The sequence below is a fragment of the Ruegeria sp. AL3 genome, from assembly GCF_056536065.1.
The window spans coordinates 2320178-2335683 of sequence record NZ_JBQFJG010000001.1 but is presented as its reverse complement, the minus strand read 5'-3'; the positions used below and the strand labels follow the sequence as shown (position 1 = coordinate 2335683).

Below are 15506 nucleotides of genomic sequence, written 5' to 3'. Positions count from 1 at the left end.
TGCCCCGAGCCTTACAGCGCCTTGCCTTCAACCTGAGGCTTCAGCCGATTCACGGCATTGGTTACTTCTTCGTGATGGGGATGTATAGCCAAGGCCCGAGAATATGCTTCGTAGGCTTTCCGAGGTTCCCCGACAACTTCGAAGATCAGCCCCAGACCGTAAATCGCCTCATAGTGATTTGGATTCAGCGTCAGCACATGTTCCAGATCGGCGGCCGCCATACCAAACCGCTCGACCCCGAAAAAGGCAGATGCGCGCAGATGCCAGCCTTCGGCAAAATCAGGCGCGTGATCCGTCAGCGCCGTCAGGTGATCCAGAGCAGCGTCGACATCGCCCTCGTCCAAGGCCTCGCGTCCCCGCTCCAGCAGCAGATCAGCCGACGCAGACCCCGATTGCGACCACAGCGCCTGCAACTGCCGATCCAGTGCAATTGCCTGTTCCGGGGTCGACTGCGCCAGTTTTTGCAGCAACTCATCCTCGTCCCGTGAATCCGCCTGCTGCGCGAAACAACTGGTGGAAAACGTGACTAGGACAAAAAGTGCCGCAACGGTACCTTTGAGATTGTGAATTGCAATGCTCATAACAATAGTCAGTGTAGCGTTGCGACCGGGGATGTCCATTCACGGCGCACTAACAATATGAGGAAAAGCATGAGCGAGACTCTTGAAAAGGCGGCTGCCGCGCTGAACGAAAAACTGGATGGCGGCGCGTTTGATGACACGGCCAAGTTTGCCATCACCGATCTGGGTTCGATCGTTCTGGACGAAAACGGTGCGCGGGTCAGCGATGAAGAGGCCAATGTCACCATGAGCGCTGACGTAGAAACGTTCGAACAGATCCTCAGCGGTGAACTGAATCCGACCGGCGCGTTCATGTCCGGAAAGCTGAGCATTGATGGCGACATGGGTGTTGCCATGAAGCTTGCCTCGGTGCTGGCCTGATGGAGTTGTCGCCGGCCCCCTTTTTTGAAGACGTGGCCGGCGGACCTGCCGGTGGACAGGCCCATTGGTTGATGACGTCTGACCAAAAACGCATTCGCGTGGGTCACTGGCGTCCGGTTGGTCGCGCCCATGGCACCGTCATGGTGTTTCCCGGACGCACCGAATACATCGAAAAGTATGGCAATACCGCCCAAGAATTCGTGAATCGTGGCTTCGCGGTGCTGGCCGTCGACTGGCATGGTCAGGGTCTTGCGGATCGGCTTCTGGAAAACCCACGCATCGGCCATGTCGATCATTTCACCGATTACCAGCACGATGTTCAGGCAACCCTGGACCTTGCAGACGCTTTGGATTTGCCGAAACCGTGGTACGTCGTGGGGCATTCGATGGGCGGCGCCATCGGGTTGCGTGCCGTCATCGAAAAAGGGTGCTTTGCCGCTTGCGCGTTCACGGGCCCGATGTGGGGAATTTTCTTCACTCCGGTGATGAAACCTCTGAGCCGCGTTACGGCCTATTGGGGCACGGCGCTTGGCCTTGGCGAACGCACCCCCCCGACCACAACGCTTGAAAGCTATGTCCTGTCGCAACCTTTCGACGGGAATATGCTGACCCGCGACCCCGACATGTACCGGATGATGCAAGATCAGCTGAATGCGCATCCCGAACTGGCACTTGGTGCCCCCTCAAACCGCTGGCTGCGCGAGTCGCTGGACGAATGTGAATGGTTGATGGAACAGCCCGCGCCGAAGACACCCTGTCTGACTTTTCTGGGCAGCCACGAACAAATCGTCGATCGCAAGGCCATACGGGCACGTATGGCCAATTGGCCGAACGGCACATTGATCGAAATCCCCGACGGAGAACACGAGGTACTGATGGAAGCACCCGACGTTCGGGGGCCGGTTCTGGACCAGCTTGCCAAGCATTTCCTGGCCAACCAATCAAATGGGGCGTCCAGGCTGGTTTCCTCGTAAACCTTTTCACCTTCGGGACTGGCCGCTTGTGATCCGGGCGCGCCAGCCCTAGATGTTTGCAAAAGCAGTCTACAAAAGGTGATCCATGCGCGACCTTCCCTTTCCCGTCCGTGACGCAAACGCAATGGGCGGTGCCGACAATCTGGGCAATCTGCCCGAATGGGATCTTACGGATCTCTACGCATCCGAAGAGGCGCCCGAACTGGCGCGCGACCTGGACTGGCTGGAGGGCGAATGTGCGGCTTTCGCTGCTGACTATGAAGGCAAGCTGGCAGAACTGGACGCCGCGGCCCTTTTGACCTGCGTTCAGCGCAATGAAAAGATCAACGCGGTCGCGGGCCGGATCATGTCCTTTGCCGGTTTGCGCTATTATCAGCTGACCACTGACGCAGAGCGGGCCAAGTTCCTGTCGGACATGCAGGAAAAGATCACCGTTTTCACAACGCCTCTGGTGTTTTTCACGCTCGAGATCAACCGGATTGAAGATGATGTGCTTGGGGCGCATTTTGCTGCCAACCCGGATCTTGAACGATACGAACCCGTGTTCCGCCGCATCCGCGCGATGAAGCCCTATCAGCTGTCTGATGAGCTTGAGAAATTCCTGCACGATCTGGGCGTTGTCGGCGACGCGTGGGAGCGTCTGTTCGACGAAACCATCGCCGGTCTGACGTTCAATGTGGACGGTAATGAACTGAACATCGAAGGCACCCTGAACCTGCTGACCGAACAGGACCGCTCCAAACGCGAGGCTGCGGCGCGCGAACTGGCCCGCGTGTTACAGGAGAACATCAAAACATTTGCCCGAGTCCACAACACGCAGGCCAAAGAGAAAGAAATCGTCGATCGCTGGCGCAAGATGCCGACCGCGCAAACAGGGCGTCACTTGTCGAACGATGTCGAACCCGAAGTGGTCGAAGCCCTGCGCGAGGCGGTCGTGGCCGCCTACCCCAAACTCAGCCATCGGTACTATGAGCTCAAGCGCAAGTGGCTGGGGCTGGATGTGATGCAGGTCTGGGACCGCAACGCGCCGCTGCCGATGGAAGACACCCGCACCGTGTCGTGGGAGGACGCCGAGAAAACCGTGATGGAGGCTTACGCCGCCTTCGATCCCCGTATGGCCGACATCGCGGCGCCGTTCTTCTCGAAAGGCTGGATCGACGCGGCGGTGAAGCCCGGCAAGGCCCCGGGCGCCTTCGCACATCCCACCGTGACCGACGTGCATCCTTACGTGATGCTCAACTACCTGGGCAAACCGCGCGACGTGATGACCCTGGCGCACGAGCTGGGCCACGGCGTGCATCAGGTGCTGGCTGCCGATCAGGGCGAGATGCTGTCCTCGACGCCGCTGACGCTGGCCGAAACCGCCAGCGTCTTCGGCGAGATGCTGACCTTCCGCAAGATGCTGGACCAGGCCGAAACGCCCGAACAGCGCAAGGTTCTGCTGGCCGGCAAGGTCGAGGACATGATCAACACGGTGGTCCGCCAGATCGCCTTCTACGACTTTGAATGCAAACTGCACGCCGCCCGCCGCGAGGGGGAACTGACCCCGGACGACATCAACGCCCTGTGGATGAGCGTTCAGGCCGAAAGCCTTGGCCCCGCGTTTGAATTCATGGACGGGTACGAGACCTTCTGGGCCTATATCCCGCACTTTGTTCACTCGCCCTTCTACGTTTACGCCTATGCCTTCGGCGACGGGTTGGTGAACGCGCTCTATTCGGTCTATGAAAGCGGCGCCGAAGGTTTCGAGGACAAGTATTTCGAAATGCTGCGCGCAGGTGGATCAAAGCACCACACGGAATTGCTGGCCCCGTTCGGGCTGGATGCCAGCGACCCGAACTTCTGGGACAAGGGCCTGTCGATGATCTCGGGCTTTATCGACGAGTTGGAGGCGATGGAGGGGTGACTGACCCGGGCGACAAGGGGCGCTGGCGGGCCATCCAGCACCGCCTGCACCCTGTCTTGGCCCGGATCCGCCGCAACGTCCCGCGGGGGCTGCGGTTTGTCGTGGGGCTATTGTTGATCGTCGCGGGCGTCTTCGGTTTTCTTCCTGTCCTGGGCTTTTGGATGATCCCTTTGGGCATCATGGTGGCCGCCATGGACGTCAACCTGCTGCGACGTTGGTGGCGCCGCCGGTAACTCCAGTTTGGCTTTCACCTAGTTTTTCCCGGTCGCCAGAAACACTGCGAAACGATCAAAGTCGCCCCCAGAGCGGCCACTTGGGATGATCGGTGCCCGCAGAAAAATAGCCGGATTGACGAAGGTGAACACCACTGAGGTGGCGACCAATCAGGTGGCCGTCAGGATCGAGACACGTGCGGCGGCCTCGTACCAAAGCAAATAGGCCAGCGCAGTCGACAATACGCCCAGAAAGGTCAGGAAGACCACGTCGTTGACGGTTGGTTTTTGCTGCTAAAAAGCGGGTGGGTGGGATCATGCAGGTTAGCAATGATCATGCATCGATGTGACAGTTCTGTTTAAAGTCTTGATTACTGACGCGATCGAAGCCCATGTACGTTTGGCTCATCGCGGCCATACCCAAGATCACTTCAACTGACTGTCCTTCGACCCCCGCCGATTGACGCCGCCGCGCGCCTTGAACGCGCCGTCCCGTTCCTGCTGGCAATCCAGGCAGAGCTTTACTCCGGGCAACGCGACGCGACGCTTTTCCGGGATAGGTTCCTCGCATTCGGCACAATGGGTCAAGCTTTCGCCCTGGGGCCGCTTTTGCGCCTGCATCCGCGCCAGTTCATCTGAGATCGACGCTTCGATCTGTTCGCTCACAGCGCCGTCGCGTGCCCAACCTCCGGCCATCGGTCATCTCCTGAAATTGTGACACTCAGGATAGCTTAGCCGTTGGCCGCAACGCAAGTTACAGCGAAATCGCGCCTTCGAATACACGATCAATCACCTCTTGCGTCCCGCGTGAGAATTCCAAAGGACAGGGATACTCCGCCCCGTCCCTGATTGATCGGCAAAAGGCCTCGACCTGCAACTTGTAATGGTCTGCTCCGGGGAAGCAGGTGACCTGAACTTCAAGCCCCGGCTGGTGCAGCTCGACCCGAGCCTCTCCGAACACACGTGCATTGAACGGGGTCGTCAGACGGATCAAACCGCTTTCGCCGTGAAACACCATCTCCTGATGGGGATGCATCCGTATGGAAACATAGCTGGAATAGGTAAATCCGGGGAACTGCGCGCGAATTTCAGTGAAGATGTCGATATCATCCTGCCAACGGATCGCGGATTGCACCGACACAGGCTCTTGCCCGGTTGCAAAGCGCGCCCCGCCGATCACGTAGACCCCGATGTCACGCAATCCGCCGCCGCCCGTTTCAGCGCGGTTTCGAATATTCTGGGTATCTGCCCGATTGTCGAAACTGAACGCCCCGGTCACATGTACCAAATTGCCGATGGCACCATCAGCGATCAGTTTCCTTGCAAGCTGCCATTGAGGGTGATGGACGATCATGTAGGCCTCGGCGGCCAGCAGGCCGCTTTGGTCCCGCTTTTGGATCAATGCGTCGAATTCATCCGCCTTCATGGTCATGGGCTTTTCGCACAGAACATGCTTGCCAGCGCTCAAAGCCTTAAGGCTCCATTCCGCATGCATATGGTTGGGCAACGGGATGTAGATTGCGTCGATTCCGGCGTCTGCCAACAACGCATCATAGCTGTCAAATACTTGCAAATCCGGGCAAAAGGACTGAAACGGTTCTGCTTTCGCTGCATCCGAGGTTGCCAGCGCGGCCAAGCGCGCCCCATTTGCAGCATGTATCGCCGGGGCCATGTATTCGCGGGCAAATTTCGCGGCACCCAATACACCAAATTGAACCGGTCTTTGCATTGCGCCCTCCGTACTCGGCTTGTTTCAAATTACGCGCTTCCCGAGGGGTCACCAGCGCTCGTTCTGCTGCGAAATCAAAGACAAAACACGTCTTTTCCTAACACAGCTTTCGACCTTCAGCCATTGATTTAGGCCTTTGGTTCAGTTTCCGCCAACATTCGCAAAAAACGCCCCCTGATCATCAGAAGGCGTTTTCCGTCATTGCTTGAACGCGAAGAATCTTCCTGCGAGGCAAGAAGGGCGCAACTGTTAGCTGACGCCCAACATGCCTTTTTCCCGCGCCAGATCCCGCATTTTCTTTTGCAGCTTCTCGAACGCGCGCACTTCGATCTGGCGAATGCGCTCTCGACTTACATTATACTGAGTGCTCAACTCTTCGAGCGTGACCGGCTGATCCATCAAACGACGCTGGGTCAGGATATCCTTTTCCCGATCATTCAGCACATCCAGAGCCGCCGCCAGCAATTCCCGACGCGCTTCCAGTTCATCGCGTGCTTCGTAGTCACCGGCCTGATCAGCATCCTCATCCTCAAGCCAGTCCTGCCATTGCATGGTGCCTTCGCCTTCGGACCCGACCGTGGCGTTCAGGGACGCATCGCCACCGGACATCCGGCGGTTCATGCTGATCACTTCTTCTTCGGTCACACCCAGATCAGTGGCGATCTTCTTGACGTTTTCAGGGCGCAGGTCGCCCTCTTCCAGTGCACCGATGCGGGCCTTGGCCTTGCGCAGATTGAAGAACAGCTTTTTCTGCGCCGAGGTCGTGCCCAGCTTCACCAATGACCACGACCGCAGGATGTATTCCTGGATCGAGGCACGTATCCACCACATGGCATAGGTCGCCAGACGGAAGCCTTTTTCAGGGTCAAACCGTTTGACAGCCTGCATCAGGCCCACATTGGCCTCGGAAATCACTTCGGCCTGCGGTAGACCATAGCCGCGATAGCCCATGGCGATCTTGGCCGCCAGACGCAGGTGAGACGTCACCATCTTGTGCGCGGCTTCGGTGTCCTGCTCTTCGACCCAGCGTTTGGCCAGCATGTATTCTTCTTCCGGCTCCAGCAAAGGAAACTTGCGGATTTCCTGCATATAGCGATTCAGGCCGCCCTCGGGCGTCGGTGCGGGAAGATTTGCGTAGTTTGCCATTATTGTGTCCCTCCGACAAATGTTTAGATGTTTAACATAGGATATGGGTAAGGAACCCTTCCCATTCAAGAGGTGCTGCTAACAGTCTGGAATTAATCTTCCGTTAAGGAAAGGTAAAAAGCCCTTTTTCACAGGAGTTTGCTTATTATGACAGCGGTGCGCGCAGACGTTCAACAAGGTTTTGCATATCTTGCGGTAAACCGGCCTCGAACCGCAGGGATTCACCGGTGACAGGGTGCTCGAATCCCAAAACGGCGGCATGAAGTGCCTGACGGGGAAAAGCGCCTGCAAAACCGGCGGCAGCGGCAGAGAACGCTTTGGCGGACAGCTTGCGCTTGCCGCCATAAACCGGGTCGCCCACCAGCCCGTGCCCTGCGTGGGCCATATGAACGCGGATCTGATGCGTTCGGCCGGTTTCAAGCCAGCACTCGATCAGGGCAAGACCCGCAGGCACTCCAAATGTCTCGACAACGCGCGCGCGTGTCACGGCATGCCGCCCGCCATGGAACAGAACCGCCTGTCTCTGACGGTCGGTCTTGTGTCGCGCAAGTTGCGTCGTAACGCGCATGATGTTGCCGGGTTCAAAGCTGATCCCTTTGACACCGCGCAACCGAGGATCGTTGGCATCCGGCACCCCGTAACACACCGCACGGTAATACCGCTCGACGCTATGCGCCGCGAACTGCTCGGCCAGCCCGTGATGCGCCGCGTCTGACTTTGCGACCACCAGAAGGCCACTGGTTTCCTTGTCGATGCGATGCACGATACCGGGGCGTTTCACCCCGCCGACGCCCGACAGATCGTCTCCGCAATGGTGGAGCAAAGCATTCACCAAAGTCCCGCTGGGTGATCCCGGCGCGGGGTGTACGACCATGCCTGCGGGTTTGTTGACGACGATTACGTCCGCATCCTCGAAGACGATCTCGAGCGGGATGTCCTCGGGGCCGATATGGCTGTCTTCGGCCTCGGCCACGACAATCGTGACACGCGCCCCTTCGGCCACCTTGGCCTTGGGGTCGCGTATCTCGGCACCGTCGATCTGTACCGCGCCCTCTTCGATCAGACGCGCAAGTCGGGTGCGCGACAGGCTTTCCCCGTCTGGCACATCGCGGGAAAGCGCCTTATCAAGGCGAGGCGGCGGATCGGCCGCGATCTGAAACTCAATCTGGCGGGTGCCCATGACTGTCCCTTCCGAACCTCAAGAACCGCAGGAAACTCCGCAACTGCGATTGCTGCGGCGGATGGTCATGCTGTTGACCACGGTGATGATTGGCGGGGTTCTAGTGACATTCGCCCTGATTGTCATCCGCCTATCGGACCGCACACCCACCTTGCCGGATCAGATCGCGCTGCCCGACGGCGCCCGGGCGCAGGCCCTGACCATCGGATCAAACTGGTATGCCGTCGCAACCGATGACAATCGCATTCTGATCTTTGACAAAACAACAGGAAAACTGCGCCAGGAAATCGCGGTCGAATAGGCCCTGCCGCCTGTTCCGGCGGCATGAAAGATCCGGGGATTGTCCAGCCTCAGCCGGGGAACAGCCGAGTTCCGGTCCACGCAGCACCCAGACGCTGATCCAGCGCATCCGAGCGCATCTTGTGCTTGCCTGACACCGGCGCCAACATGATGTCACCCAAGCAAACTCTGTCACCAACCGGGAAAAGCTCTACGCTTGCGCATTCAACGTCTTGCCCCAGGGTTTCAGCGATCCGGATCATGTCTTCAAAGCGGTCGGGCCGGGGTTCAACGGTGCTGCTGGTTGGCGAATACAGCTCATCTGCAAGGTAATTGTAGTCGCGATCATGGAGCATCTGGATGCGCCCACGCCCCCGGTCACGGTCAACCTGCACCAGCTGCACGCGTCCGGCGATCACCCAGAATTTCCAGGTGCCGGCCTGTCGATCCCCGGCGGTCAAGTCTTCTTCGATGTGATAGAGGGGCTTTTGCTTGGCGCGCCACCATTCGCCTGTCCAGAACCCTTCGGACGTTTTTGTCTTGTGCCACGCTGCCAGCTTCTGGTTGGCATCATCGCGCTGCGTGGCATCCAGCGGGAACGACAGGGCCAGCTTGTGACCATGGCTCATCGTTCCTTTCAACCAATACTGGCCGGGCCCGAGGTCGAGTGTTTCGGGCAATGCCGGAATGTGCGCCTCCCACATGCGCTGTGGGCAGGCGAGCAATTCCGAAGCGCTGCCCACGTATTTGGACCGGTCAGAAATCAACGCATCAGGGACTTCGCCAAACAGCTTCATGACCACCAGCTTTTCGGCAAATGTCTTTGGCGCGCGCAGGTCGGGTAAAGATCGATGACTATCCGCATAGTTGTACACAGCCATACCAAGCGCATTCAGCCTAGCAGGGTCACTGTCATAGTGTTCCCAACCGCGCGAAAAACCCACGCGCGGCGGGGTGTTGGCACCGTACAGATTGTCAGCTGCAATTGCGTCGAGATCAGCCTGTGCCGCCTTGAGATAGTCTTCCCGGTCAGAGAGCAGAGCAACAGAAACAACGCCGCCGGTGGCGTCGTGGATTTCTTCGGTCGTAGCGCGCAAGGTGGGCAGGTTTGCGGGAAACTCCACCGGTTTGAGGCCCCCTCGGCCGTGGCGCGGCAAAGGCGCGTCGCCCGGTCTAACCCCCAGGTTCCGCAAACGTCGATCCAGAAACGAATGCCGCTTGATTCCGTTTGCAATCCACCACCGCATCCGGCGTCCCCACAGATGCACGGCAAGCGTTTCCTCTTTGATATACGCGTCCCTGAACTCTCGGACGTGAATGTCATTGGCCTGCCCTGCCCGTCTGAACGGCAAAGGATAAAAGACCGGTATGGGGCTGGCATGCTTCAACTCGTCAAAATGGCGCAGAAACCATGTCATGACACCGGGGCCGTAAACACTGTGTTCCTGATCTGACGCATGAGGCAACTCACCAGCCTGTTTCAGGCGTTCCAGTTCCTTCCGCTCCTCCCCTTCAACCCAGGGGCGGATCGGATAGGGGTCCTGGCAGTATTCGGAATACGCGTTCAACGTGGGGCTGTCGAAAGGCAGCCGCATAACAGCATTGCAGATGGTATCGCGGTTGAAATACCCAAAAACATGATCGGCCCTTGGGATCGGGGCAAGCGCCAAAACATCCGTGTCGCACCACAGAAAATCCGTTTTCTTCATCAGGTGCAATCTGAAGATATCGGATTGGGGCACCGGCGTCTTGAACTGGTTGTTCACGATGAACTGCCTGGGTTCGTGGATTTCATTTGCCGACACCAGTTCGATACCATCCGGAACGTTGTCGACTTGCCCATAGTGGAACAAAACGACCCTGTGACCGCATTCGACGAATGACAGCATGCACATCTGCTCCAGAAAGCTCAGGCTGCCTTCCATCCACAGCATCCCAATCGTCGGAAGAGAGTGATCCGCAACCATTCGTCTATTTCTCCAGGGGCTGTTTTGTCAGGACTCTGTCCGGTTTTCGTCAGTCGAAGACGGCGCGCTGGCCGACAGGCGTTCCCTTACGCCACGGTCCTTTGCGACAAAATCCACGGCCGGTTTTTCAAGAAGTTTCTGGTACAGCTCATCATACTCTGGCAGTTTCAGCAGATCGTTGATCAGGGCCTTGTGCCAGCGGAACGCTCTTCTATGTAGCCGTCGAAGCCTGTCGTCAGCGCGAAACTCTTCCAGCACCGCATCCACTTCGTCCTTGTACCGCAGGATTGTTTCATCCTTGGCACCGCCACGGTTCCAGCGGTCCCAATATTCGGTTCCAAGTGTCTGCGCGGAATGATTTGCCCGACCTCGGCTGCGCTTGGCCAAATAGGCCTGCGTGGATCTGACGGCATAGTGGTTGATCTGTGCGACTTCAAATCCAAACGGAGGCGAGACATGGTTGCCGAAGGGCGCAGGTTCCGTGGCGTGCCCTCCGGGCACGGACCGGAACACGCCGGCCTGAAGTTCGGGACGGGGGTGCGGGTTGTGCAACCCGAAACGAAGATAGAAATCGCCCTGCCTGAACAGGGATTTGACAAACCGGCGCCCTGCCCCGCCTTGTTCGAAATCCAGCTCACAATCGAAGAACTGCCGCGTCACCAGCGTATCGCGCATAACATGCCGACCACCGTTCGAGAATATCTTCCAGGGTATGGAAATAACGTCAACGCCGGGCGTTGCCTCGATCAGATCATCAACCCTGTTATTTCCAACGTGAATATTCAGGAACTCATCCGCGTCCCCGACGTATATCCACTTTGCGTCTTTCACTACCGGCAAGCGCCGTGCCTGCCTCAGCGCAGACCGGTGTATCCCTCCGGTTCCAACCCGGTTCCTGTGAAATTCCACATGGCCCAAGTCCTGCAACCGTCTCAGAATCTGGTTGGTGCCGTCTGTACAATCATTGGTGTAGACAATGATCCGGTCAAACCCCAGCACCTTGTGATGGGCCACCCATTCCAGAATATAGGGACCCTCGTTCTTCATCGCGGTGATGAGGACTTTTTCAGGCTTTTCCATCGCTGCCACTTATCCCCGCCGCCTAGTCGTTCTGACCTTTGCTGTCATCTTGCGGGACGATCTTTTCGATGGCGATCTGCGCGCCGGCAATCGCGCGGATGCGCAACTCTCGGGGGTGCTGGCCCAGAAACTCGTTGACCGCACGGATCACCCCGTCGCCCCACCAGCCGCGGCGGTGGTAGTCGTCGAATGCCATGATCCCACCGGGTTTGATCTTGGGAAACAAAGCGGCCAGATCAGCGGTCACGCCTTCGTATGAATGGTCTCCGTCGACATAGGCGAACGAGATGCTTTCATCATCAAAAAGCTTCAACGCAGGTACCGAAAAATCGCGTATAATACCAACCTTGCCTTCTTCGATCTCGGCCTCGAAAGTCTTTACGACCTTCTGGAAGATGGCCTCCATCTTTTCGTCTTCGGTCCGACCCACAAACGCGGTTGTGTGCGATTCCTCACCGATATGCTTCCATGGATCGATCAGAAAAAGCTGACTGGGCTCGATCAGTTTCAGAATGGTCGGAGAGAACTCACCCTGCCAGACACCGATTTCTACGGCTAGGCCCCCCTTTGGCAAACGGGAAAGGAATGTGCGGCGGATTGCGTCTTTGCTGTTTTTGCGCTTGGTCGCTTTGTCAGCCTTCGGTTTCTTCTGGCTGCCGGGCGCAACACCGATAACCTTGGATTCGTTTGACATCTCGACCTCACTCGCAGACGGGTATCCCATTTACTCAGAACCCGTTTTGTTCATTGCGCCATGGCTACCACGCCACAGCCTCAAGAACCAGAAGCTATGTGTCCTTTTTGCCAAGCGGTGGCAACTTGTCGATGCCAAGCCACGGTGGCTGCAAGCTGGTTATCCGGTATCGTGCAGCATTACGCCCGAGGAAACTGTTTATCGCCGCATTCATACCCGTATACGACCCGCCTCCGTGACGGCGATAAGATGTGAACGCGATACTCCCCCCGGGCGCAAGAACCCGGTCGATCCGACGCAACAGCTGGTTCATCACCTGCTCTGCCCGCACCCCGCGGATGATGACGACGCCGACGCTTTCGTCTTCAAACAGCTTCAGCATCAAGGGGGGCAGCGCCCGGTAGACACGCAATTGTCCGGCAAGAATGGGGGCGCGGAAGTATTCCAGCAATGCATAAAACGTGCGATCCAAAGCCTGTAGCTCGGGATCCTGAGTTGCATCCGGACATGTGAAACCGTCCCATGACAGCCCCCACGGTCCTATGACCGTCAATTTCTCGACAGCGTTCAGATCAAGTATTTCTTCGATGATTTCAATCTCAACATGTCCGATCAGCACCCAATTCTTCTTACCACTGATTGATCGAAGAAAACTCTGCCGCTGGTCTTTTGTTCTTTCAACCTCCGGAGGGGCAGAAGGCAGGTAGACAGGATCCTTGGGGTCGAACGGCACCGAAACCTGTTTGGCATCCGTAATTTGCGCATGCTGCGCGGCGGCCTCTTCGTAATCAAACGAGGTTTCGAGGGCATCGAGCCGAACGAACCAAGGAAAATTGTATGGCTTGGAGTTCTCGGGCTTGGACATCTTGCCGAGCCGCGTCCATTTCGCGACCTGGGCAAATGTGATGCCCGGATCCTTGTACATTTCGGCGTTGAAAGACAGATCGCCATCTTCCATCACGCCGAGTTCCAGCGCCTTGACATAGCGCCCGCTGCGAAAGCGGCTGAACTTAGCGATAAAATCCTGCGCCACCTCGGTTTTTCTGAGGCTTGCGATGCGTTCCTTGTGAAATGCAACTGCCTGATGATGCAATTGCCCCAGAACAGTATCGGATCGCAGCTTTTCATAAACCTCCCGAAGTCGTGCAACTTTGGACAGGATCGAGGTTTCTTCGATGTCGTTATAGCAATGCAGCTTCCAGTAGGCCTGACCTGTTGCCTCCATCTTCGGATGAAAACTCGAGGTATTCACATCCCCACGCAACCGCTTCATCAGATAGCTTTCCACGGACCTCACCGCATAGTGGTTCATCCGAAAAAGCCTGCGCCCAAACCCGGCGCCCGTTGATGAATACGCCCACCCTCGTCTTCGCATGGCCGGCGGCAACGGATCACCGTCCCCGTCGACCCAGGCAAATCGATCCGCCTTGTTGGGTATCGGGCCGCGCGGTCGATGCGTGCTGATTGTGCGATACGATCCGTTGTTGCGAAAGAGCGATTTGAACGCCCGCAAGTTATGGGGGCTGACGGCGCCAAGCTCGCCCGCACGGGTGAATTGCTCGACAACGAACCTGTCTTCGAACTCGACGATTCCGTTGTGTCCGAACAACTGCCAGATTGCGGCAAATCCGTCCGCATGCGGCAATGCACGAAACAAATCGTCCAGTGTTCCGTCGCCGACGCGAATATCAAGAAATTCATCCACGTCGCAGACCAATATCCATTCGGCTTCTTTGCACCAGGGGTGTTCCATGGCGTTTACATAAGCTGAAGCCTGAGGTCCAAATTCCCACGGGCCGGGATTGTCGATATGCGCCAGAAACCCCAGTTCCTGGCACCGCTGAAGGATCGTGTCGGTGCCATCGGAACAATCGTTCGAATTGACGATAAAATGGGTGAAGCCGATCGAAAGATAGTATGCAATCCATTCCAGGATGAACGGCCCCTCGTCTTTCATCGTGGATATGACAAGTCTCATCGCGTCTACCTGTACCCGTGGCCCGCAAATTCAGGATAGCGGGAAAAAACGCATCTTTGCAGATGTATAGCGCGCATCCCTGCCTGCGGCTTTGTTACGGGCCCCGGAAATGCATTGCAAGTGGACGAGCCCGCCGGTTCAGCGACTGCCAACTCCAGATCCCGCAGACGGCCACGGCCCCGCAGGCAGCGATCACCAGCGTGTCTTCGCCTTGAAACCGTCATTCGGATTGCCATCGCGCGCCAACCATCTATAGCTGGTATTCACTGCTGCCGAAGTCATATGGCAGCAAAGGCGCGGCATCTCGAGTGGATCATGACAGGTAATCTTAAAGATTAAAGGGCGCATGGCCTTGATGCATTGCGCGGTATCGCTGCGTCTGCGGTCGTGTTTGTACACGCGGTGCAAATTCATCCGCTTGGTGTCAGCTACAATAAGTGGATTGTCGACTATTTTTTGATGGGAGTGCCGCTGTTCTTCATAATCAGCGCAATGTCCATGTCGCTGGCTTATCCAAAAGGGATTTCTTTTGATCGAAGCTGGGCCTATGCCTTGCGCAGGTTTTTTCGAATTGCCCCACTCTTCCACGTGATGCTCTTTGCTTGGCTCTACGTAGGTCTCCAAGCTGAAACGGGTACGATCATCAGGAATATGACATTTTTGTTTGGTTTTTCCCCAGTGAACAAACCAGTTTCGTTCCTGCGGGATAGTCAATTGGCGTCGAAGCTATCTTCTATCTTCTGTTCCCCTTCCTTTGGGTTTGGCGGAACATATGGGCGGCAGTGTTTCTCTTATTAATCGCCTGCTTGGGATGGACGGCAGTAAACGCAAATGGCCAGGGCGAAGTTCCCGACTATTACTATTGGACCAGCTTTTTCACGAACGCCCCATATTTTGCGTTGGGCCTGATCATCTGGTGCATCTACCGTTCGACACCCACGTCGTTAAAGCGGCTAATTGGCTATTTGACCCTCGCTGCGGGAATGGCCGGATTGATTTGCCTATACTTGTATGGGCCAGTCGTTGATCAGACGCAAACGCAATACAAACCGGTTTCGCTCATACTGGTTCTGGGTTGGGGCTTCGCCTTTGCAAGCCTTGCGCTATCGCAGGCACTTCGACCTGTTTTTTTCTCTATAACCCTTTTACCCTCTTTCTTGGAAAGATCAGTTACAGCCTATATCTGATGCATCCGTTCCTTATCTATAACACAAACCTGACCCGATGGGCCGCAACGCTAACGGACAACCCGGATCTTGTGGTGCCCGTGGTCTGCGCAGTTACCCTTGCCGTAGCGATACCCATTGCAACTGTTATCTATTATGCTGTCGAAGTTCCGTTCATGCGTCTGGCCCGCCGGATAACCAAGCCAGATCTGAGAGAGACAATGTCACAACAACAGACCTCGTGACGGCAGAGC

At 56.9% G+C, this 15506-nt stretch carries 17 protein-coding genes; 8 read left to right on the top strand and 9 right to left on the bottom strand.

Annotated elements, in window-relative coordinates; all coding sequences use genetic code 11:
- Positions 1–11 precede the first annotated feature (11 nt).
- Positions 12–620, bottom strand: a complete 609-nt coding sequence (locus ACR3E6_RS11840; protein ID WP_480487276.1) for a tetratricopeptide repeat protein — start codon at positions 618–620, stop codon at positions 12–14.
- Between the two features lie 30 nt (positions 621–650).
- Between ACR3E6_RS11840 and ACR3E6_RS11835 the strand changes: the two genes are divergently transcribed.
- The 4 genes from ACR3E6_RS11835 (at position 651) to ACR3E6_RS11820 (ending at position 4054) form a co-directional block, all read left to right on the top strand.
- Positions 651–941: an SCP2 sterol-binding domain-containing protein gene (locus ACR3E6_RS11835; RefSeq protein WP_170344693.1), complete on the top strand. Its 291-nt coding sequence runs from the start codon at positions 651–653 to the stop codon at positions 939–941.
- A complete protein-coding gene (locus tag ACR3E6_RS11830) occupies positions 941–1915 on the top strand; it encodes an alpha/beta fold hydrolase (protein ID WP_480487273.1) in 975 nt (324 codons plus the stop codon). The genes ACR3E6_RS11835 and ACR3E6_RS11830 overlap by 1 nt, the downstream gene beginning before the upstream one ends.
- A gap of 85 nt (positions 1916–2000) precedes the next feature.
- A complete protein-coding gene (locus ACR3E6_RS11825; RefSeq protein WP_480487271.1) occupies positions 2001–3821 on the top strand; it encodes a M3 family oligoendopeptidase in 1821 nt (606 codons plus the stop codon).
- Positions 3818–4054: a hypothetical protein gene (locus tag ACR3E6_RS11820; protein WP_171633140.1), complete on the top strand. Its 237-nt coding sequence runs from the start codon at positions 3818–3820 to the stop codon at positions 4052–4054. Before ACR3E6_RS11825 ends, ACR3E6_RS11820 begins: the two co-directional genes overlap by 4 nt.
- 405 nt (positions 4055–4459) lie before the next feature.
- Here the strand turns inward: ACR3E6_RS11820 and ACR3E6_RS11815 are convergent, their stop codons facing one another.
- The 4 genes from ACR3E6_RS11815 to ACR3E6_RS11800 form a co-directional block, all read right to left on the bottom strand.
- Positions 4460–4729 (bottom strand): DksA/TraR family C4-type zinc finger protein, encoded by a 270-nt coding sequence (locus ACR3E6_RS11815; RefSeq protein ID WP_170346639.1) that lies wholly within the window; start codon positions 4727–4729, stop codon positions 4460–4462.
- 58 nt (positions 4730–4787) lie between these two features.
- The gene (locus tag ACR3E6_RS11810; RefSeq protein WP_480487269.1) at positions 4788–5762 is read right to left on the bottom strand and encodes a Gfo/Idh/MocA family protein; all 975 of its coding nucleotides are present in this window, start codon (positions 5760–5762) and stop codon (positions 4788–4790) included.
- Between the two features lie 249 nt (positions 5763–6011).
- Positions 6012–6908, bottom strand: a complete 897-nt coding sequence (gene rpoH / locus ACR3E6_RS11805; protein WP_171116444.1) for an RNA polymerase sigma factor RpoH — start codon at positions 6906–6908, stop codon at positions 6012–6014.
- 145 nt (positions 6909–7053) lie between these two features.
- Positions 7054–8088 (bottom strand): RluA family pseudouridine synthase, encoded by a 1035-nt coding sequence (locus ACR3E6_RS11800; protein WP_480487267.1) that lies wholly within the window; start codon positions 8086–8088, stop codon positions 7054–7056.
- On the opposite strand from ACR3E6_RS11800, the gene ACR3E6_RS11795 reads away from it, so the two are divergent.
- Positions 8087–8389: a DUF6476 family protein gene (locus tag ACR3E6_RS11795; RefSeq protein WP_480487265.1), complete on the top strand. Its 303-nt coding sequence runs from the start codon at positions 8087–8089 to the stop codon at positions 8387–8389. The two genes, ACR3E6_RS11800 and ACR3E6_RS11795, sit on opposite strands and share 2 nt — an antisense overlap.
- A 49-nt stretch (positions 8390–8438) precedes the next feature.
- On the opposite strand, the gene ACR3E6_RS11790 is transcribed toward ACR3E6_RS11795, so the two are convergent.
- From ACR3E6_RS11790 to ACR3E6_RS11775, 4 genes are all read right to left on the bottom strand, one after another.
- Entirely contained in the window at positions 8439–10334 is a 1896-nt protein-coding gene (locus tag ACR3E6_RS11790; protein WP_480487263.1) for an ATP-grasp fold amidoligase family protein, read from the bottom strand.
- Between the two features lie 27 nt (positions 10335–10361).
- Complete coding sequence (locus ACR3E6_RS11785) at positions 10362–11414, bottom strand: glycosyltransferase family 2 protein (RefSeq protein WP_171723464.1); 1053 nt, start codon at positions 11412–11414, stop codon at positions 10362–10364.
- Positions 11415–11436: 22 nt separating this feature from the next.
- On the bottom strand, positions 11437–12108 hold the full coding sequence (locus ACR3E6_RS11780) for a class I SAM-dependent methyltransferase (RefSeq protein ID WP_171723465.1): 672 nt from the start codon (positions 12106–12108) through the stop codon (positions 11437–11439).
- A gap of 94 nt (positions 12109–12202) precedes the next feature.
- On the bottom strand, positions 12203–14086 hold the full coding sequence (locus tag ACR3E6_RS11775) for a glycosyltransferase family 2 protein (RefSeq protein WP_480487261.1): 1884 nt from the start codon (positions 14084–14086) through the stop codon (positions 12203–12205).
- A gap of 387 nt (positions 14087–14473) precedes the next feature.
- On the opposite strand from ACR3E6_RS11775, the gene ACR3E6_RS11770 reads away from it, so the two are divergent.
- Genes ACR3E6_RS11770 through ACR3E6_RS11760 form a run of 3 tightly spaced genes read left to right on the top strand, consistent with a single transcriptional unit; the run spans position 14474 to position 15497 of the window.
- Positions 14474–14884 carry a hypothetical protein gene (locus ACR3E6_RS11770; protein ID WP_480488134.1) on the top strand — a complete coding sequence of 137 codons (411 nt, stop codon included), beginning with the start codon at positions 14474–14476 and terminating at the stop codon, positions 14882–14884.
- A complete protein-coding gene (locus tag ACR3E6_RS11765; protein WP_480488132.1) occupies positions 14800–15273 on the top strand; it encodes an acyltransferase family protein in 474 nt (157 codons plus the stop codon). Before ACR3E6_RS11770 ends, ACR3E6_RS11765 begins: the two co-directional genes overlap by 85 nt.
- Positions 15273–15497 carry a hypothetical protein gene (locus tag ACR3E6_RS11760; protein WP_480487259.1) on the top strand — a complete coding sequence of 75 codons (225 nt, stop codon included), beginning with the start codon at positions 15273–15275 and terminating at the stop codon, positions 15495–15497. The genes ACR3E6_RS11765 and ACR3E6_RS11760 overlap by 1 nt, the downstream gene beginning before the upstream one ends.
- Positions 15498–15506 lie beyond the last annotated feature (9 nt).